The 18,400-nt window shown below is 68.2% G+C and carries 18 protein-coding genes and 1 other RNA gene; 14 read left to right on the top strand and 5 right to left on the bottom strand.

Annotated elements, in window-relative coordinates; translation table 11 throughout:
* Positions 1-68 precede the first annotated feature (68 nt).
* Positions 69-1,256, bottom strand: coding sequence for a lytic murein transglycosylase (locus tag SI859A1_RS12810; RefSeq protein ID WP_009210173.1), 1,188 nt, complete (start codon positions 1,254-1,256; stop codon positions 69-71).
* 75 nt (positions 1,257-1,331) lie between these two features.
* A complete protein-coding gene (locus SI859A1_RS12805) occupies positions 1,332-2,135 on the bottom strand; it encodes a glycoside hydrolase family 25 protein (RefSeq protein ID WP_009210172.1) in 804 nt (267 codons plus the stop codon).
* A 314-nt stretch (positions 2,136-2,449) separates the two neighbouring features.
* Between SI859A1_RS12805 and SI859A1_RS12800 the strand changes: the two genes are divergently transcribed.
* The 3 genes from SI859A1_RS12800 to SI859A1_RS12790 all read left to right on the top strand — a co-directional run bounded on the left by SI859A1_RS12800 (position 2,450) and on the right by SI859A1_RS12790 (position 4,617).
* On the top strand, positions 2,450-3,163 hold the full coding sequence (locus SI859A1_RS12800; protein WP_009210171.1) for a J domain-containing protein: 714 nt from the start codon (positions 2,450-2,452) through the stop codon (positions 3,161-3,163).
* Positions 3,160-3,948: an N-acetylmuramoyl-L-alanine amidase gene (locus tag SI859A1_RS12795; protein ID WP_009210170.1), complete on the top strand. Its 789-nt coding sequence runs from the start codon at positions 3,160-3,162 to the stop codon at positions 3,946-3,948. The genes SI859A1_RS12800 and SI859A1_RS12795 overlap by 4 nt, the downstream gene beginning before the upstream one ends.
* Positions 3,949-4,113: 165 nt before the next feature.
* Positions 4,114-4,617 (top strand): lytic transglycosylase domain-containing protein, encoded by a 504-nt coding sequence (locus SI859A1_RS12790; RefSeq protein WP_009210169.1) that lies wholly within the window; start codon positions 4,114-4,116, stop codon positions 4,615-4,617.
* A gap of 99 nt (positions 4,618-4,716) precedes the next feature.
* Here the strand turns inward: SI859A1_RS12790 and SI859A1_RS12785 are convergent, their stop codons facing one another.
* The 3 genes from SI859A1_RS12785 to SI859A1_RS12775 form a co-directional block, all read right to left on the bottom strand.
* Complete coding sequence (locus SI859A1_RS12785; protein WP_009210168.1) at positions 4,717-5,205, bottom strand: VOC family protein; 489 nt, start codon at positions 5,203-5,205, stop codon at positions 4,717-4,719.
* Positions 5,206-5,209: 4 nt separating this feature from the next.
* Positions 5,210-5,560, bottom strand: coding sequence for a DUF1428 domain-containing protein (locus SI859A1_RS12780; protein WP_009210167.1), 351 nt, complete (start codon positions 5,558-5,560; stop codon positions 5,210-5,212).
* 153 nt (positions 5,561-5,713) lie between these two features.
* Entirely contained in the window at positions 5,714-6,142 is a 429-nt protein-coding gene (locus tag SI859A1_RS12775; RefSeq protein WP_009210166.1) for a VOC family protein, read from the bottom strand.
* Positions 6,143-6,202: 60 nt separating this feature from the next.
* Here SI859A1_RS12775 and SI859A1_RS12770 point away from each other — a divergent pair, with 60 nt between their 5' ends.
* From SI859A1_RS12770 to ftsW, 11 genes are all read left to right on the top strand, one after another.
* Complete coding sequence (locus SI859A1_RS12770) at positions 6,203-6,922, top strand: winged helix-turn-helix transcriptional regulator (protein WP_009210165.1); 720 nt, start codon at positions 6,203-6,205, stop codon at positions 6,920-6,922.
* Between the two features lie 67 nt (positions 6,923-6,989).
* Positions 6,990-7,428, top strand: an RNA gene (rnpB, locus tag SI859A1_RS20575) — RNase P RNA component class A.
* A gap of 532 nt (positions 7,429-7,960) precedes the next feature.
* On the top strand, positions 7,961-8,422 hold the full coding sequence (gene mraZ / locus SI859A1_RS12765) for a division/cell wall cluster transcriptional repressor MraZ (protein ID WP_009210164.1): 462 nt from the start codon (positions 7,961-7,963) through the stop codon (positions 8,420-8,422).
* Positions 8,419-9,465: a 16S rRNA (cytosine(1402)-N(4))-methyltransferase RsmH gene (gene rsmH / locus SI859A1_RS12760; RefSeq protein WP_009210163.1), complete on the top strand. Its 1,047-nt coding sequence runs from the start codon at positions 8,419-8,421 to the stop codon at positions 9,463-9,465. Before mraZ ends, rsmH begins: the two co-directional genes overlap by 4 nt.
* A 5-nt stretch (positions 9,466-9,470) precedes the next feature.
* Complete coding sequence (gene ftsL / locus SI859A1_RS12755) at positions 9,471-9,827, top strand: cell division protein FtsL (protein WP_040325778.1); 357 nt, start codon at positions 9,471-9,473, stop codon at positions 9,825-9,827.
* A 50-nt stretch (positions 9,828-9,877) separates the two neighbouring features.
* A complete protein-coding gene (locus SI859A1_RS12750; protein WP_148233978.1) occupies positions 9,878-11,563 on the top strand; it encodes a peptidoglycan D,D-transpeptidase FtsI family protein in 1,686 nt (561 codons plus the stop codon).
* Positions 11,564-11,734: 171 nt separating this feature from the next.
* Positions 11,735-13,183, top strand: coding sequence for a UDP-N-acetylmuramoyl-L-alanyl-D-glutamate--2,6-diaminopimelate ligase (locus SI859A1_RS12745; protein ID WP_009210160.1), 1,449 nt, complete (start codon positions 11,735-11,737; stop codon positions 13,181-13,183).
* Positions 13,180-14,691: a UDP-N-acetylmuramoylalanyl-D-glutamyl-2,6-diaminopimelate--D-alanyl-D-alanine ligase gene (locus SI859A1_RS12740; RefSeq protein WP_009210159.1), complete on the top strand. Its 1,512-nt coding sequence runs from the start codon at positions 13,180-13,182 to the stop codon at positions 14,689-14,691. The genes SI859A1_RS12745 and SI859A1_RS12740 overlap by 4 nt, the downstream gene beginning before the upstream one ends.
* Positions 14,691-15,773 (top strand): phospho-N-acetylmuramoyl-pentapeptide-transferase, encoded by a 1,083-nt coding sequence (mraY, locus tag SI859A1_RS12735; protein ID WP_009210158.1) that lies wholly within the window; start codon positions 14,691-14,693, stop codon positions 15,771-15,773. The genes SI859A1_RS12740 and mraY overlap by 1 nt, the downstream gene beginning before the upstream one ends.
* A gap of 3 nt (positions 15,774-15,776) precedes the next feature.
* The gene (murD, locus tag SI859A1_RS12730) at positions 15,777-17,189 is read left to right on the top strand and encodes a UDP-N-acetylmuramoyl-L-alanine--D-glutamate ligase (protein WP_009210157.1); all 1,413 of its coding nucleotides are present in this window, start codon (positions 15,777-15,779) and stop codon (positions 17,187-17,189) included.
* Positions 17,190-17,191: 2 nt separating this feature from the next.
* Entirely contained in the window at positions 17,192-18,349 is a 1,158-nt protein-coding gene (gene ftsW, locus SI859A1_RS12725; RefSeq protein ID WP_009210156.1) for a putative lipid II flippase FtsW, read from the top strand.
* The last annotated feature ends 51 nt before the right edge of the window (positions 18,350-18,400 follow it).

The following is an 18,400-nucleotide window of genomic DNA, read 5'->3' as shown; positions in this document are numbered from 1 at the left end:
GCGAGGGCACGCGGCCATCGGCGATCCGGCGGGGGCCCCGGCTAAGGTTCGCCGGGGCGCCGTCGTCTCTAGAGTGCGCGGAGGAGATCGGCCGTCGGCCAGCCATCGGCCGGCAGGCCGAGGCGCATCTGCTCCTTGCGGACGGCGGCGCGGGTGTTCTCGCCGATGATGCCGTCGACGCCGCCGGTGTCGTATCCGAGATCAGTCAGGCGCTGCTGGAGCCGCTTGGTGGCCTCCAGATCGAGGCCCGGCTGCGGATTGCCCATGTCGACCGGGGGGGCGCCGGCGAGGCGCGTCGAGAAATAGGCCGCAGTCAGCGAGTAGACCAGCGACTTGTTCCACTTCAGATAGATGTCGAAATTCGGATAGGCGAGGAAGGCCGGGCCGCCGCGTCCCATCGGCAGGATCAGCGAGGCCGGCAGCTGGTCGGACGGCAGCGCCGATCCGTCGGCCCTGGTCACGCCGAGCTCGGCGAAATTGGCGCGCGGCTCCTTGTTGACCAAAGCGGCGCGGTCCCATGGGAATTCCGACGGCACCTGCACCGCTTCGAGCCACGGCTCGCCGCCGCGCCAGCCGAGCGACTGGATGTATTTGCCGGTGGTGAACAGGACATCGGCGGCGTCCTGGCGCAGGTCGATCCGGCCATTGCCGTCGCCGTCGGTGCCGAATTCGAGATATTCCTCGGGCAGCAGCTGGGTCTGGCCGATCTCGCCGGCCCAGGCGCCCTTCATCTCGGACGGGGTCAGATAGCCGCGATCGACGATCTCGATCGCCGCCAGCAGATGCGGGCGGAAGAGTTCGGGACGGCGGCAGTCATGGGCGAGGGTGGCCAGCGCCGCCAGCGTGTCGAAATTGCCGAGGACGGCGCCGTAATCGGTCTCCAGTCCCCAGAACGCGGCGATAACCGGGCCGGGCACGCCGGTCTCGGCTTCGATGCGCGACAGGACGCTGGCGTATTTCTGCAGGTTTTCCTTGCCCTGCTGCAGCCGGTAGCCATTGACCATGCGGGTGGCGAATTGCTGCCAGTCCTGGGCAAAGACGCCCTGGGCGCGATCGGCGGCGAGCACCTTCGGGTCCTGCCGCATGTCGGCAACGGCCGCGCCGACGGCGCCGGCCGACAGGCCCTTGGCCTGAGCCTCGGCCCGCACGCCCTGCAGGAAGGCGCCGAAATCGCCGCCGCATTGCTGGGCCGCCGCGAAGCCGCTGCCGGACAGGAGAAGCGACAGGGTCAGGGCGAAACGGCTGGCAACAGGCATCGGCGAATTCCTCCAAAACAGGACACAGAGCGTTTGGCCCGCGCCTAGGCGATCATCATGGCGCTTTGAAGAAGGTCAACGCCGCATGCGCGCCTGCAGCCATTTCGCCCAGTCGGCCCGCGAGCCGGCAAACGCGTTGCGGTCGACCTCGCCGCGGACGCCCGGCACCGAACCGGTGGCGGTGTACTGCCAGAAGCGGAATTTGCGGTCCTCATAGACATTGTCGGGGTGGTCGGCGACGGCGCGCACCCAGAATTCATGGCGTGGGAAGGCGGCCACCAGACGCTCGCGATGCACGTCGATGGGCACGTAGAGGATCGGGCGCTGGCCGTAATGGCGCTCCAGCGCGTCGGACATCGCCATGACCTCGCGGATCAGGTCCTCGCGCGGCGGCCGCTTGGTGCAGGTCGGCGAGAAGGGCGTCCACTCGACGTCGATCACCGGGGGCAGGGCGCCCTTTTCGCGCGGGACATTGTCGATGAACCAGCGAGCCTGCTCGATGCCCGGCCGGCAATGATACCAGAAATGATAGGCGCCGCGCGGCACGCCGGCGGCGCGGGCCTCGCGCCAGTTCTCCTGGAAGCGGTCGTCGAGGCGGTCGCCGCCCTCGGTCGCCTTCAGCCAGGCGAAGGCGACGCCTCCCTGGCGGGCCGCGGTCCAGTCGATGTCGCCCTGGTACTTGGCGACGTCGATGCCGTGGATCGGGTATTGGTGCGAGGCCTCGACCGCCATGTCGGACAGGCCGAGCTCGGCGACGCTGAGCGCCGTGGAGCGGCAGCCGGCAAGCGCCAGGACCAGCGCCATGCCGGCCATGGCGAGGCGGCGTCCGGTGCGGCGGCGCGCGGCGGGGGAAGAAATGGTCTCGTGGCGGTCGCGCATCGGGTCACTCGAATTCAGCAGAAGGAAGGTCGCCGCACGGCCCGGATCGCACGCACGGTTCCGCATCGGCGACGGCGGACGGTCTGCGCCGCTCTCCCATTGATCATGGCTGGCTGGAACGGGGCTGGCGACGCAGACGCGAAATTCCGGCGCGGGCGCACGAAACCAACGGGCGATGGCGTCGTTTGGCACGGACCGACACGCTTTTGCGGCGGTGACGGGCTGTTCGCAGGCGTTGCGCGCCCTTCTGTTTGCGTCGCAGCGAACGATCGCAGATAATCTCGATTCGACAACATGGCCGGCGGGGCGGCGCGATGAACATTCTGACGAGCCTCAACACGCTGCTGCAGGGCATACCGGCCGGCAGCCGCGCGACGCTGGACGCCATCTTCGAGAGCATCCGTGCGATCTTCGGCGGCGATCGCGACACCCGCAAGCGCGTCGCCTTCGGTGTCGCCGTGATCGCCCTGTCCGCCAAGATGGCCAAGGCCGACGGCATCGTCTCGCCGCGCGAGGTGACGGCGTTCCAGGAGATCCTCGAGATTCCGCCTGAGGAGCTGCGCAACGTCTTCCGTCTCTACGACATCGCCAAGCAGGACATCGCCGGCTTCGACACCTACGCGATGCGGCTGAAGGGGCTGTGCCGCGAGGAAGGCGAGACTTGCGAACTCCTGACCGACGTTCTCGACGGGCTGTTCCACATCGCCAAGGCGGACGGGCTGGTGCATGAGCGCGAGCTGGAGTTCCTGGCCGAGGTGGCCCGCATCTTCGGCCTGAGCGAGACCGAGTTCACCGACGTGAAGAACCGGCACATTCTGGGGCCGAGCAATCCCTATGCGGTGCTCGGGCTCGACCCGGACGCCGCGCCGTCGGAGACCCGCGCCCGCTATCTGACGCTGGTGCGCGAGAACCATCCCGACCGGCTGGCCGCCCGCGGCGTGCCCGACGAGTTCATGTTCATCGCCACCGAGCGGATGAAGGCGATCAACAACGCCTACAGCCAGATTGCAGGAAAGACCGCGGCGTGATTCCAGACCATGCCGGCGTCGACGAGATCTGTCCGTCGCCGAACCATACCGAACGCCGCGACGGGCTGCGCCCGGACATGCTGATCCTGCACTATACCGGCATGGGTACCGGGGAGGCGGCCATGCGCTGGCTCTGCACCCCCGAAAGCGAGGTGTCCTGCCACTATCTCGTCCATGAGGACGGGCGGGTCGTGCAGTTGGTGCCGGAGGAAAGGCGCGCCTGGCATGCGGGCGCCGGCAGCTGGCGCGGCCGCGACGACATCAATTCGCGTTCGATCGGCATCGAGATCGTCAATGTCGGGCACGGCAACGGCTATCCCGATTTCCCGCCCGCACAGATCGATGCGGTGACCCGATTGTGTGCCGATTGTGTCGCCCGGTGGCCGATCCGGCCTGAATTCGTGCTGGCGCACTCGGACGTTGCTCCCGCGCGAAAGTCCGATCCCGGCGAAAAGTTCCCCTGGCTTCAACTTTTTTCCGCTGGCATCGGCCATGCGGTCGATCCTGCGCCATTGCGGGGCGGACGCTATTTCAGCCTCGGCGATCGGGGCGAGCCCGTCGCCGCCTACCAGTCGCTGCTGGCGGCCTATGGCTACGGCGTGCCATGCGACGGAACCTTCGACGACACAACGCGTCAGGCGACCGTCGCCTTCCAGCGGCACTTCCGCCAGGAGCGGGTCGACGGCATCGCCGACGCCTCGACGATCGAAACCCTGCACCGGCTTCTGACCAGCCTGCCCCGGTCGCCCTTCGACGCCGATGAAAGCGCAATCACAGGCGTCTGATTCACGGTGTTTGTTACACCCTGAAATGTTGCGTGATCGCTTCGTCACAATCCCGATGGTTTTGCGCCGCACACAGCGGTCCTTCGCAACTGCGGTGCGCCGCTTTCGAGGGAAATAGCGCCGGCCCTGCAAGGGGATGGCCGGCATCGATCACTTGGGGTTTTTATGTACAGACTGACTGCCGTGGCTCTCGCCGCGACGCTTGCATTCGGCCATACGACGACTGCTTTCGCCAACGACACGACATCCGAGATCACGCCCGCCACGCAGGTTGCAGCGCTCGAGCGCTTCGCCAACCGGCCGTTCGCGACGATCATTGCCAAGGAAGCCGCCGCCCATGGCGTGCCGCTGAACCTGGCTCACGCGGTCATCAACATCGAGAGCAGCTACCGCTCCTCGGTCACCGGCGCGGCCGGCGAAGTCGGGCTGATGCAGATCAAGCCGGCGACGGCGCGGGGCATGGGCTATCGCGGCAGCACCAAGGCGCTTTACGACCCGGCCACCAACATCAAATGGGGCATGCGCTACCTGGCCGGCGCCGTCCAGCGCGGCGGCGGCACCACCTGCGGCACGATCCTGAAGTACAATGCCGGTCACTACGCCAAGCGGATGAACCCGATCTCCCAGCGCTATTGCTCGAAGGTCAAGCGCGAGCTCGCCCAGGCCTGATCGGCCTTACATGCGATGGAAGCGGCCGCGAGGGGGCTGCGGCCGCTTCCATCGGGATCGCGGCGGGCAGAGGGGTGACAATGCGCGCCCGCGCTCCCGTCAGGCCTCGCCTCGATATGCGGCTTCGAGGGACGCCAGGTCGAGTTTCACCATGCCCATCATCGCCTGCATGACGCGGGCCGCCCGCGCCTTGTCCGGGTCGTGGGTCATCCGCTTGAGGGCGGCCGGAACGATCTGCCAGGACAGGCCGAACCGGTCGGTGATCCAGCCGCATTGCTGCACCGTGCCGCCGTCGAGGAAGCGCTCCCAGAAGGCGTCGATCTCGGTCTGGTCGGCGCAGGACACGAACAGCGACACCGCCGGGGTGATCTTGAAGCTCGTTCCGCCGTTGAGCGCGATGAAGTCCTGTCCGGCCAGCGTGAAGCCGATGGTCAGGACGCTGCCCTCCCGGTCCGGGAAGGCTTCGCCGTAAAGCAGCGTGTCGCCGAGCGAGGCGGTCTGGCCACAGGCGCGGAACGTCTCGACATAGAAGCGCGCCGCCGCCTCGGCCTCGGTGTCGAACCAGAGGCAGGGGGAAATCTTCGACATGGGCTCAGCCGTCCAGAATGACCTGGAAGCCGCCGTAGATCATCCGCTTGCCGTCGAAGGGCATGTCGCCGCCCGGCTGCATGCGCGGATCCTCCATCACCCGCTTCATGCCGGCATCGCGGGTCGCCTTGTCCGGCCAGGTGATCCAGGAGAAGACGACGACCTCGCCCTCCTCGGCCTGCACCGCGCGGCGAAAGTCGGTGACCTTGCCGTCGGGAACGTCGTCGCCCCAGCATTCGACCATGCGCAGGGCGCCGAACTCCTTGAACAGCGGCGCGAATTTCACCGCCATCTCGCGATAAGCGTCCTTGTTGCCGGCGGGCACCGGCACCACGAATCCATCGACATATTCCATGCGTTCCTCCTTCGTTGGACTGTCTGCGCTGCGGCACGGCGAGGGTCGCCGTGCCGGGGGCGGATGGCCGCGACCGGTGTCCGGTTCGCGCCGATGCCGCGGCGGGTGATGGGCCACGCGCCGGGCCGAGCCGGCGATCCGCCCCGCGGCGTGTCAGGCCGTCGCCATCTCGCTGTCGGCCGGAACCGCGGCCGGATCCATCCAGGCGACTTCCCAGATGTGACCGTCGGGATCCTCGAAACTGCGCATGTACATGAAGCCGTGATCCTGGCTGGGCGTCGGGTCGGAGACGCCGCCGGCCGCGCCGGCCCATCCGACCACCGCATCCACGGTCTCGCGGCTGTCCACCGTCGTGCAGAGCAGCACCTCGGTGGTGGCGTGTGCGTCGGCGATCGGCTTGCGGGTGAAGTCGGCGAAGCGCGCATGGGTCAGGATCATCACGTGGATGGTCTCCGAAAACACCATACAGGCGGCGGTCTCGTTGGAGTATTGCGGATTTCGCACGGCGCCGACGGCCTCGTAGAAGGCAATGGCGCGTGGCAGGTCGGCCACGGGCAGATTGACGAATATCAGGCGGGACATGAACACCTCTCGCGATCTCGTATTTGCGATTGATGGCGCATCCAGTTATAAAAGACAACAATGAAGTTAGAAAAAATAACTAAGAATCCTGACACCCGCCAGCGCCGTCGTTATGAAGATGCCTGTGCCGCTGCCCACGCCATGGACCTGCTCGGCGAGCGCTGGGCGCTTCTGGTCGTGCGCGAGCTGATGTGGGGGCCGCGCCGCTTCTCCGATCTGCGGTCGGCCCTGCCGGGGCTCAGCGCCAATGTCCTGACCCAGCGGCTGGAGGGTCTGGAGGCGGCCGGCGTGCTGTTGCGGCGAAAGCTGCCACCGCCGGCGGCCTCGCAGGTCTACGAGCTCACCGAATGGGGCTACGAGAGCGAGCCGATCTTCCAGGCGCTGGGGCGCTGGGCGGTGCGCTCGCCCGCGCACGATCCGGCGATGCCGTTCAGCGCGTCCTCGCTGATGCTGTCGCTGCGCACCATGTTCGATCCCGAAAAGGCCGACGGCTTTGCCGCGCGGCTCGGCTTCGTCGTCGGCGACCAGAGCTTCCTCGCCGATGTCGCGGACGGCCGGATCGAGATCGCCGCCGAGACGCCGGACACGGCCGACGTGGTCCTGGCCGCCGAGCCGCCGGTGATCGCCGGCGCGGTCTACGGCAAGGTGCCACTGGCGGCACTGGAGGCCGACGGCGCGCTGACCGTCACCGGCGACCGGGCTGTCGCCGAGCGCTTCGTGGCGCTGTTCGCGCTGCCGTCCAAGGCCGAGGCGAGGCTGGCTGCGACGACACCGGAATGACAGGCGCGCTGCGGTCGATGACGATTAGGCGTTGACTTCGCCGGCCGTGCGGAACACGTAGCGGACGCCAGCCGGCTGGACGGCCGCTCCCGTCACATGTCGAAAGACGGCGGGGGAGGAAAGTCCGGGCTCCACGGAGAAACGGTGCCGGATAACGTCCGGCGGGAGTGATCCCAGGGAAAGTGCCACAGAAAACAGACCGCCCCGCCTGCAGTGCGGCTCGCGCGACGAAGCGCGACGGAGCCGCAGTGCTGGCGGGGTAAGGGTGAAACGGTGGGGTAAGAGCCCACCGCGTCTCTGGCAACAGCGACGGCACGGCAAACCCCACCGGGAGCAAGACCGAATAGGAACGACGCGGTCGGTCCGTCGCAAGACGGGTCGCCAGCCCTCTCCGGGCCGGTCGTTCGGGTAGGTTGCTAGAGGCGGCCCGCAAGGGTCGTCCCAGAGGAATGGTCGTCCGGCGGTCAATCCGCTGACAGAACCCGGCTTACAGGCCGGCTGGCACTTTTCATTCCCACTTCCCCACTTCGGGCGCGTCGCCGCGATCGGCCGATCGTCCCGGTCGGCGGTCCGCCGAAAGCGTTCCGGCAGATATTTCTGTTCGGCCATGGGCTGGCGTCCCCCCCCGCGCCGCAAGCACCCCGAATTCCTATGGAATTTCCGTTCCGTCAGACGGCGGCCGAAGGCCTTGCTGCGACTGAACTCATGGCCGCCAGAAATCCCGAAGTGTTTGGAAAACGTCAATGTTAATAGGCCATTAATGGCTGCATGCTAGGCCATTTCAGAAGGCCGTGCGCAGCCTTCATGTGGGGCGATCCCATTGACGACCAAGAGTGCCCATGATATTCCATAAGCCATCATTAAGGGGTCGGTCGGGACCCCGTTTCGGGCAGAAAGCAACGTGTCCCGGACTGTTCGGGGCGGACTTGAGACGCCGCAAGTCGGGCAGCGCCGTGGGGATGGTGCACCGGTCGCACGGCAGGCAGGCGGGGGCCTTGATGAGATGGGAATCTGTCGCGACGGGCAGCGCTGCGGCTGATGGACTGGTTCCTCTCCAACTACGTCAACAACATCGACTCCAAGGGTCGGGTGTCCGTGCCGGCCTCGTTCCGGCAGGTGATCGCCGCGCGGGGCATTCGCGACCTGTTCGCCATGCGCAGCCTGTCGCTGCCGGTGATGGAAGTGGGCGGCCCGGATCTGCTGGAGCGCTTCGAGCGCCAGATGGATGCCCAGGATCCGTTCAGCGAGGCCTATCAGGACCTTGCGCTGTTCGCCTACGGCGACGGCGCGTATCTCAAATTCGATGCGGAGGGGCGGATCGTGGTGACGGACTTCATCCGCTCGCATACCGGCATCACGGACAAGGTCGCCTTCGTGGGAACGCGCAAATACTTCCAGCTGTGGGAGCCGGCGCGGTTCGAGGCGGCACGCAGCGAGGCACGGGCGCGGCTTCTGGCGACATCGCCGGGCGGCAAGGCTTCTGCGGGGGCACCGGAATGACGGCGGGTCACGGCGGGATCGACGATCCCGTGGTTGGCGGACCGGCTCGCCACATTCCGGTGCTTCTCGCGGAAGTGCTCGAGGCGCTGGCACCGAAGCCGGGTGAAGTCATCGTGGACGGTACCTTCGGGGCCGGCGGCTATACGCGCGCCATCCTGGATGCCGGCGCCGATGTCATCGCCATCGACCGCGATCCGGCGGCGATCGCGACGGCGCGCGGGCTGGCCGAGGGCTACGACGGCCGGCTGGCGCCGGTCGAAGGCCGCTTCGGCGATCTGCAGCGCATCGTCGAGACCCAGGCCGAGGCCGCCGGCGGGCGGGTCGACGGCATCGTTCTCGATGTCGGCGTCTCCTCCATGCAGCTCGACGAGGCCGAACGCGGCTTTTCCTTCCAGAAGGACGGTCCCCTCGACATGCGCATGAGCGGCGCCGGTCCGAGCGCCGCCGATGTCGTCAACCGCCTGAAGGTCGGCGACCTCCTGCGGGTCATCGGCATTCTCGGCGAGGAAAAGCAGGCAGGCCGGGTCGCCCGCGCCATCGAGGCGCGCCGTCTCGAGCAGCCCTTCACGCGGACCCTCGATCTGGCTGGCGTCATCGGCAAGGTCGTCGGGCGCGGACCCAAGGACAAGATCGATCCGGCGACGCGCAGCTTTCAGGGCCTGCGCATCTTCGTCAATGACGAGTTGGGCGAGCTTGCCCGGGCGCTGGTGGCGGCCGAGCGGGTGCTCAAGCCGGGCGGCCGGCTGGTGATCGTCAGCTTCCATTCGCTGGAAGACCGCATCGTCAAGCGCTTCCTGCGCGACCGGTCCTCGCCGCCTTCGGGCTCGCGCCATCTGCCGGACATGGCGCCGGCCACCCAGACCTTCGTGGCGCGCAACCGCGCCGTCGGCGCGACCGACGCCGAGGCGGAGCGCAATCCGCGTGCCCGCTCGGCCAAGCTGCGCGCCGGCATCCGCACCGCCGAGCCGGCCCGCCAGGACGCCGACGAGCTCGGCTTCGCCGGACTGCCGTCGCTCGCCGATCTCCCAGATACCGGAGTTTGAGTACCATGTTGAAAACTCTTGATATCGTCCTGATTGCAATCATGATTTCTGCGGCGGCCTGGACCTACAAGATCAAGCATGAGGCCGAGACGCTGGAGACCGAGGTCGCCAAGGTCGAGCGCCGCATCGCGCTGGAGCGCGAGACGATCTCGCTCCTAGAAGCCGACTGGAGCCTGCTCGACCAGCCGAACCGGCTGCAGCGCATCGCCAATGCCTTCCAGGACGAGCTGCAGCTGCAGCCCATGCGTCCCGACCAGATCGTGCGGCCCGACGAGTTGCCCCGGCGTCCGGTGAACCTCGTGCCCGAGACCGGCGGCAATCTCGGCGGCTATGCCGACAGCTCCGACACGGTGGTGCGGTGATGCGAGTCCCCAATCCGTTCAAGCGCAACAAGCCCGTCGCCGCCGGCACCATGCTGCCGGACTGCGACCATTTCGGCCGGCCCCGCCGCCATCGCGGCGGCCCGAAGAACCGCAGCCGCTTCGTCATCGCCATGGGCCTGTTCGTCGGCATCTACGGCGTCATCGGCGGCCGCCTCGTCATGTGGGGCGTCGCGCCCACCGAAAGCGCCGCGGCCTATGGCGCCGCCGACAAGATCATGTCGGACCGGCCGGACCTCCTCGACCGCAACGGCGAGGTGCTGGCCACCGACATCAAGACCGCCTCGCTCTTCGCCGAGCCGCGCCGCATCATCGATCCGGACGAGGCGAGCGAACTGCTGCTCGGCGTCATGCCGGATCTCGACCCGAAATGGCTCTATCGCCGTCTCGCCAGCAATGCCGGCTTCGTCTGGCTGCGCCGCGAGCTGACGCCGGGCCAGCAGCAGGCCGTGCTCGATCTCGGCATTCCGGGCATCGGCTTCCGCACCGAGAAGCGGCGCTTCTATCCGGGCGGCACCACCGCGGGCTTCATTGTCGGACATACCAATGTCGACAATCAGGGCACCGCCGGCATGGAGAAATACATCGACGACCAAGGCTACCGCGCCCTGCAGGATGCGGGCCTTGCCGTCGGCACCGATCTGGAGCCGGTGAAGCTGTCGCTCGACCTGCGCGTCCAGCACATCGTGCGCGACGAACTGGCCGCCGCCATGGCGCGCTACAAGGCGATCGCCGCCGGCGGCGTCGTGCTCGACGTCCACACCGGCGAGGTCGTCGCCATGACCTCGCTGCCGGATTACGATCCGAACCAGCCGAGCCAGGCGCTGGACAAGGACCGCATGAACCGCATGTCGGCGGGCCTGTACGAGATGGGCTCGACCTTCAAGGCCTTCACCACGGCGATGGCGCTGGATTCCGGCAAGGTGAAGATCACCGACAGCTTCGACGCGACGCGGCCGATCCGCATGGGCGGCTTCACCATCTCCGACTTCCACGGCAAGCGCCGGGTGCTGAGCGTGCCCGAGGTCTTCATCTATTCCTCGAACATCGGCAGCGCCAAGGAAGCCGAGGCCGTCGGCATCGAGGGGCACCAGGAATTCCTGACCCGCGTCGGCCTGTTGTCGCGCATGACGACCGAGCTGCCGGAAGTCGCCACGCCGACCCAGCCGAAGGTCTGGAAGCAGATCAACTCGGTGACGATCTCCTTCGGTCACGGCGTGTCCACGACGCCGCTGAACACCGCCGTCGCCGCCGCCGCGCTGATGAACGGCGGCAAGCTGATCCCGCCGACCTTCCTGCCGCGCAGCCGCGCCGAGGCCGAGGCCGTCGCCACGCGGGTTCTCAGCGAGAAGACCAGCGACGAGATGCGCTATCTCTTCCGCCTGAACGTCGCCGACCAGCGCGGCTCGGGCAACAAGGCCGACGTCACCGGCTACCGCGTCGGCGGCAAGACCGGCACGGCCAACAAGGTGGTCAACGGGCGCTACTCCGACACCAAGAAGTTCAACGCCTTCCTGTCGGCCTTCCCGATAGACAATCCGCGCTACATCGTCCTCGTCGTCATCGACGAGCCGAAGCCCGAGGATGGCCAGTATTACGCCACCGCCGGCATGAACGCCGCGCCGACCGTCGGCAACATCATCCGGCGTTCGGCGACCCTCCTGGGCGTGCGGCCCGAGTTCGGCGACGAGGGCAAGTCGCTGCTGGTCTCCTACTAGACCGGGGATCACCTGCGGCGGCCGGAACCGCTGCCGCAGGAAAGCCACAGCCGGACCGAAGCGTCGGGCCGTAGCGAGATGTGCGCTTCACCGGACGGGCGCTTGCCTATAGAAGACCGACGGGCCGGCGGGCGATGCGCCGGCTTTTCGGTCCAGCTCGGAACATGGTTAATGAAGCTTTCCAAACTCGCTGAGGATCTTGCCACGGGGCAGACGACGTCCGATCCGGACATCGCCGGCCTGTGCGTCGACTCGCGCGAGACCGGTGCCGGCTTCCTGTTCGCCGCTTTGGCCGGCAGCCGTGCCGACGGTGCCGGCTTCGTCGCCGATGCCGAGGCGCGCGGTGCCGCCGCGATCCTGGCCGGCGAGGGGGCGGAGATTGCAACCACGCTGCCGGTCCTGCGCGCCGCCGATCCACGTAGGGCGATCGCCCTGATGGCCGCGCGCTTCCATGGCGCCCAGCCGGAGCATGTCGTCGCCATCACCGGGACGGCCGGCAAGACGTCCATCGCCACCTTCACCCGCCAGATCTGGGCGCGCTGCGGCCTGGCCGCCGCCTCGGTCGGCACCACCGGTGTCGTCTCGCCGAGCCGCGACGAATACGGCTCGCTGACCACCCCCGATCCGATCGCGCTGATGCGGCTGATGGCGGAACTGGCCGGCGAGGGTGTGACCCATGCGGCGATGGAGGCGTCGAGCCACGGCATCGACCAGCGCCGGCTCGACGGCGTGCGGCTGGCGGCGGCGGCCTTCAGCAATCTCGGCCACGACCATCTCGACTATCACCCCGACATCGAGTCCTATTTCGCCGCCAAGATGCGGCTGTTCACGACGCTGCTGCCGAAGGGCGCGCCGGCGGTGATCTTCGCCGACGACCGCTGGTCGGGCCGCGCCATCGACGTGGCGACGAGCGTCGGCGCGAAGGTGATGACGGTTGGCCGTGGCGGCAATTTCCTGACGCTAAAGCGGCTCGAGCTGGAGCGCCAGCGCCAGATCGCCGAGATCGAGGCGGAGGGCCGCATCCACCGGGTCGTGCTGCCGCTGGCCGGCGAGTTCCAGATGGCCAACGCTCTCGTCGCCGCCGGTCTCGCCATCGCGACCGGGGTTGCGACCGCCGACGCGCTGGCGGCGCTGGAGCATCTGAAGGGCGCGGCCGGACGGCTCGACCTTGCCGGCACCACGGCGGACGGCGCGCCGGTCTTCGTCGATTACGCCCACAAGCCCGAGGCGCTGGAGAACGTGCTGGCGGCGGTGCGCCCGTTCACGACGGGCCGCGTGGTGGTGGTGATCGGTTGCGGCGGCGACCGCGACCGGGCGAAGCGGCCGATGATGGGCGAGATCGCCGCGCGCCTCGCCGACATCGTCATCGTCACCGACGACAATCCGCGCTCCGAGGAGCCCGCGGCGATCCGCGCCGAGATCATGACCGCCGCCAACGGCGCCCGCGAGATCGGCGACCGCCGCGCCGCGATCCGCGAGGCCGTCGCCAGCGCGCGCACCGGCGACACCGTGGTGATCGCCGGCAAGGGGCACGAGGTCGGCCAGACGGTGGCCGGCATCACCCATCATTTCAGCGACCATGAAGAGGTCCGCGCAGCACTCACGGAGGCGGCCCGATGAACGAAGCACTGTGGGACGTCGACGCCATGGCGGCGGCGATGCATGCCCGTCCGCTCGGCGATCTGCCGGCGGCGATCTCCGGCATCTCCATCGACACGCGGACGCTGGAGGCGGGCGACGCCTTCTTCGCCATCCAGGGCGACCGCTTCGACGGCCATGACTTCCTGACCGCCGCGACCAAGGCGGGGGCGGCGCTGCATGTCGTTTCCGAGCAGAAGCTGCCGGCGCTCGGCCGGGTGCAGTCGCCGCTGCTGATCGTCGACGACGTCCTGAAGGCGATGTCGCGGCTGGCGGAAGCCGCGCGGGCGCGCTCCAAGGCGACCATCGTCGCGGTGACCGGCAGCGTCGGCAAGACCACCACCAAGGAGGCCCTGCGCCATGGCCTGGCCGCCGAGGGCAAGGTCCATGCGAGCGCCGCCTCCTTCAACAATCACTGGGGCGTGCCGCTGAGCCTCGCCCGCCTGCCGCGCGACGCCCGCTTCGCCATCTTCGAGATCGGCATGAACCATCCCGGCGAGATCCGGCCGCTGGTCAAGCTGGTGCGGCCGCATCTGGCGATCATCACCCTGATCGCGCCGGCCCATCTCGGCCATTTCCGCGACCTCGACGAGATCGCCGAGGCCAAGGCCGAGATTTTCGAGGGGCTGGTCAGTGACGGCACCGCCATCCTCAACGCCGACGATCCGCAATGCGGCCCGCTGGCGACCATGGCCCGCAAGGCCGGCGTCACCGAGATCCGCACCTTCGGCGAAAGTGCCGGCGCCGACTTCCGGCTGCTGTCCTTCGCGCCGACCGGCGAGCATTCGGTGATGGAAGCGAATATGGGCGGCGAGACCGTGCGCGTCGAACTGACCTCCCGCGGCCGCCACATGGCGCAGAACGTCCTGGCCGTCCTCGGCGCGGCGTCGCTGGCCCATGCCGACCTCCACCGGGTCGCCGGCGCGCTGAAGGACTGGCGCGCCGTCAAGGGACGCGGCGGGCGCGACCTCCTGCCGATGCCGGCCGGCGGCCATGTCGAACTGATCGACGAGAGCTACAACGCCAACCCGGCCTCGATGCGCGCCGCGCTCGATGTGCTGAGCGCCTCGCGACCGGGCGAGGGCGGTCGCCGCATCGCCGTGCTCGGGGACATGCTGGAACTCGGCGACAAGGCGCCCGGCCTGCATGCCGGCCTGGTCGAGCCGATCGAGGCGGCGGGCGTCGACCTCGTCTTCCTGGCCGGCGACGAGATGAAGGCGCTCGACGACGTGCTGGAATCGCGCGTGCGCCGCGAATGGCACGAGAATGCCGGCGAATTGCTGGAGAGCCTGCTGAAGACCATGCGCACCGGCGACGTCGTCATGGTCAAGGCGTCCAAGAGCATCGGCTTCTCGCCGCTGGTCGACAAGCTCCTCGCCCTCTATCCGCCCAAGGCGGCCGAAACCGACGCGCCGGAGACCTCCTCCGGCGACGCCATGTCCCCGGCCGAGCCGCCGGCGGACGATACAGACCCAGCGGGAGCCGCTTAATGATTGCCTATCTCGGCCAGTTCGGTGCCGATTTTCCGCTGTTCAACGTCTTCCGGTACATCACCTTTCGCACCGGCGCGGCGATGATCACCGGCTTCCTCGTCGTCTTCCTGTTCGGCCCCGTCGTCATCGCCAATCTGCGCGTGCGCCAGGGCCGCGGCCAGCCGATCCGCGCCGACGGGCCGCAGACCCATTTCAAGAAGGCCGGCACGCCGACCATGGGCGGCCTGATGATGCTGACCGGCTTCCTGACGGCGACGCTGCTGTGGGCGGACCTGCGCAATCTCTATGTCTGGACGGTGCTGCTGGTGACGCTCGGCTTCGGGGCGATCGGCTTCTACGACGACTATCTCAAGGTCACCAAGCAGAGCGACAAGGGCTTTTCCGGCAAGATGCGGCTGGCGCTGGAGTTCCTGATCGCCGGCGTCGCGGCGGTGCTGATCATCTATGCCGGCACCGGCGACTTCGCGACCTCGCTGGCGTTTCCCTTCGTCAAGGAAATCCTCCTCAATCTCGGCTGGTTCTATGTCGGCTTCGCCGCCTTCGTCGTCGTCGGCGCGGCCAATGCCGTGAACCTGACCGACGGTCTCGACGGCCTGGCGATCGTGCCGATCATGATCGCTGCCGGTGCCTTCGGCCTGATCGCCTATGTCGCCGGCAACGTGAACTTCGCCAACTATCTGCAGATCCACTATGTCGCCGGCACCGGCGAACTGGCGCCGATCTGCGGCGCGGTGATCGGCGCCGGCCTCGGCTTCCTGTGGTTCAACGCGCCGCCGGCCGCCATCTTCATGGGCGACACCGGCTCGCTGGCGCTGGGCGGCATGACCGGCACGGTGGCGGTCGCCACCAAGCACGAGATCGTCCTCGCCATCATCGGCGGCCTGTTCGTCATCGAGGCGCTGTCGGTGATCATCCAGGTCGGCTGGTTCAAGCTGACCGGACGGCGGGTCTTCCTGATGGCGCCCATCCACCACCATTTCGAAAAGCTCGGCTGGACCGAAAGCCAGGTCGTGATCCGCTTCTGGATCATCGCCTTCATGCTGGCCTTCGTCGGCCTGTCGACCCTGAAGCTGAGGTAGCAGATGATCCCGGCGCGCGCATTCTCTGGCAAGTCGGTGGCGCTGTTCGGGCTGGGCGGCTCGGGCCGGGCGACCGCGCGCGCCTTGCAGGAGGGCGGCGCCGAGGTCGCGGCCTGGGACGACAACCCGGCCAGCGTCGAGGCGGCGATCGATGAGGGCATCCCGACCGTCGATCTGGCGTCGGCCGACTGGACGCGCTTTGCCGCGCTGGTGCTGTCGCCGGGCGTGCCGCTGACCCATCCGCGGCCGCACTGGACCGTCGCTCTGGCCTATGCGGCCGGCGTCGAGGTGATCGGCGACATCGAACTGTTCTGCCGCGAGCGCCGGGCGCTGGCGCCCGAGGCGCCGTTCGTCGCCATCACCGGCACCAACGGCAAGTCGACGACGACGGCGCTGATCGCCCATTGTCTTGCCCATGCCGGGCGCGACGTACAGCTCGGCGGCAATATCGGCGTCGCGGTGATGACCCTCGCGCCGCCGGCGCCCGAGCGCCACTACGTCGTCGAGTGCTCATCCTACCAGATCGACCTCGCGCCGACGATCGAGCCGTCCATCGGGCTGCTGCTCAACCTGACGCCCGACCATCTCGACCGCCACGGCTCGATGAGCAGCTACGCCGCGGTCAAGGCGCGGCTGGTGGCGGGCTCGCAGCTCGCCATCGTCGGCGTCGACGATCCCCATTGCCGCCAGATCGCCGACGAACTGGAATCGGAAGGCCACACCGTCGTGCGGATCTCGCAGACCGACGGGCTCGATGCCGGCGTCGGCTTCGACGGCCGGATGCTGCACCGGCGCATGGAGGGCCGCCCCGAGGCGAGCTTCGACCTGTCCGCCATCGGCTCGCTGCGCGGCCGTCACAACGGCCAGAACGCCGCCGCGGCGGTCGCCGTCTTCACCGCGCTCGGCCTGTCGGACGAGGAGATCGTTGCCGGCCTCGAGAGCTTCCCCGGGCTGGCGCATCGCATGGAAGAGGTCGGCCGGGCCGGCTCCGTGCTGTTCGTCAACGATTCCAAGGCGACCAATGCCGAGGCCGCAGCGCCCGCTCTGGCGGCCTTCCCGCGCATCCACTGGATCGCCGGCGGCCTGCCCAAGGAGGGCGGCATCGGTTCACTGTCGCCGTTCTTCCCGCGGATCGCCAAGGCCTATCTGATCGGCGAAGCGGCGCCGTCCTTTGCCGCCACGCTTGGTAAACGAATTCCTTACGAAATTTCCGGTACGCTGGAGGTCGCGGTGGAACGCGCGGCGGCCGATGCGGCAGTGGACGCGGCAGCGCAGGGCGAGGGGGCGGAGGCGGTCGTCCTCCTGTCGCCGGCCTGTGCCAGCTTCGACCAGTTTCGCAATTTCGAGGTTCGGGGCGATGCCTTCCGCGACGCGGTACGCAAGCTGCCGGACGTGGCGATGATCCGGAAGGGATGACGATGACGAGCCGGATCAAGCGTGGTGTGATCAGTGACTGGTGGTGGGGCGTCGATCGCTGGTTCCTGGCGGCGTTCCTGACGCTGCTGGTCGGCGGCCTGGTGTTGTCCTTCGCTGCCAGCCCGCCCGTCGCCGAGCGCATCGGGCTCGAGCCCTTCCACTTCGTCAAACGGCACGCGGTCTTCCTGATCCCGTCTGCGCTGGTGATGTTCGGCTGTTCGCTGCTCAGCCCGCGCGGCGTGCGGCGCGCCGCGCTGATCATGCTGGCCGTCTCCATGGGGTTGATGGTGCTGGCGCTGTTCTTCGGCACCGAGATCAAGGGCGCGCGGCGCTGGATCGACCTCGGCCCGCTCAACCTGCAGCCGTCGGAATTCATGAAGCCCGCCTTCGTGGTGATCTGCGCCTGGCTGTTCGCCGAGAACCAGCGCCGTCCCGAAATCCCCGGCAATCTCTTCGCGCTGATCCTGCTGCTGGTGGCGGTGGCGCTGCTCGTTGCCCAGCCCGATCTCGGCCAGACCATCCTGGTCGCCGGCGCCTGGGGCGGGCTGTTCTTCATGGCCGGCCTGTCCTGGCTGTGGATCGCCGTTCTCGGCGGCATCGGCGCCGGTGGCGCGTTGCTGGCCTATGTCGCCTTCCCGCATGTGGCGAGCCGCATCGACCGCTTCCTGACCGGCGAGGGCGATACCTTCCAGACCGACACCGCCCGCGAGGCGATCATGCGCGGCGGCTGGCTGGGGCAGGGACCGGGCGAGGGCACCGTCAAGCGGATGCTGCCCGACAGCCACACCGACTTCGCCTTCTCCGTGCTCGCCGAGGAATTCGGCATCGTCACCTGCGCGCTGCTGGCGGCGATCTTCGCCTTCATCGTGATCCGCGGGCTGCAGGTGGCGCTGGTCCAGCGCGACGTGTTCAACCGGCTGGCGATCGCCGGGCTCGTCCTGCTGTTCGGCCTGCAGTCGATCATCAACATGGCGGTGAACCTGCAGCTGATGCCCGCCAAGGGCATGACGCTGCCCTTCATCTCCTACGGTGGCTCGTCAATGCTGGCCGTGGCGGTCTCCGCCGGCTTCATCCTGGCGCTGACGCGCCGGCGCCCCGAGAACCGCTCGCATACCGACCGGCTTCTGGAGCGGACCTGGCAGATGCACAGCCCTGCCTGAACGGCTGCGGCCATACAAACGCCGCCGTGCCCTGAGAGGCCGTCGGTGCAT

The organism is Aurantimonas manganoxydans SI85-9A1 (assembly GCF_000153465.1).
Taxonomy (GTDB): Bacteria; Pseudomonadota; Alphaproteobacteria; order Rhizobiales; family Rhizobiaceae; genus Aurantimonas; species Aurantimonas manganoxydans.
This window is presented reverse-complemented; position numbering and strand designations above follow the sequence as displayed.